Below are 286 nucleotides of genomic sequence, written 5' to 3' on the forward strand. Positions count from 1 at the left end.
TGTAGACGCGGTGCCCGAAGCCCATGAGGCGGACGCCGTCCTCCTTGTTCTTCACGCGCTCCACGTAGCGGTCGACGCCCTCGCCGGAGTCGCGGATGCGGCCGAGCATCGAGAGCACGGCCTCGTTCGCGCCGCCATGCAGCGGGCCGAACAGCGCGCCGATGCCCGCCGAGACCGAGGAGAACATGTTCGCCTCGGTGGATCCGACGAGCCGCACGGTCGACGTCGACGCGTTCTGCTCGTGGTCCTCGTGCAGGATCAGCAGGCGCTCGAGCGCGCGGCTGAC

1 protein-coding gene is annotated in these 286 nt (G+C 69.9%); it reads right to left on the minus strand.

Going from position 1 to position 286, the window contains the following annotated elements; genetic code table 11:
• A partial coding sequence (locus DZG00_RS16765; protein ID WP_304650950.1) for a citrate/2-methylcitrate synthase occupies positions 1-286 on the minus strand: 286 nt, incomplete at both ends.

The organism is Clavibacter lycopersici (genome assembly GCF_003576405.1).
GTDB lineage: Bacteria > Actinomycetota > Actinomycetes > Actinomycetales > Microbacteriaceae > Clavibacter > Clavibacter lycopersici.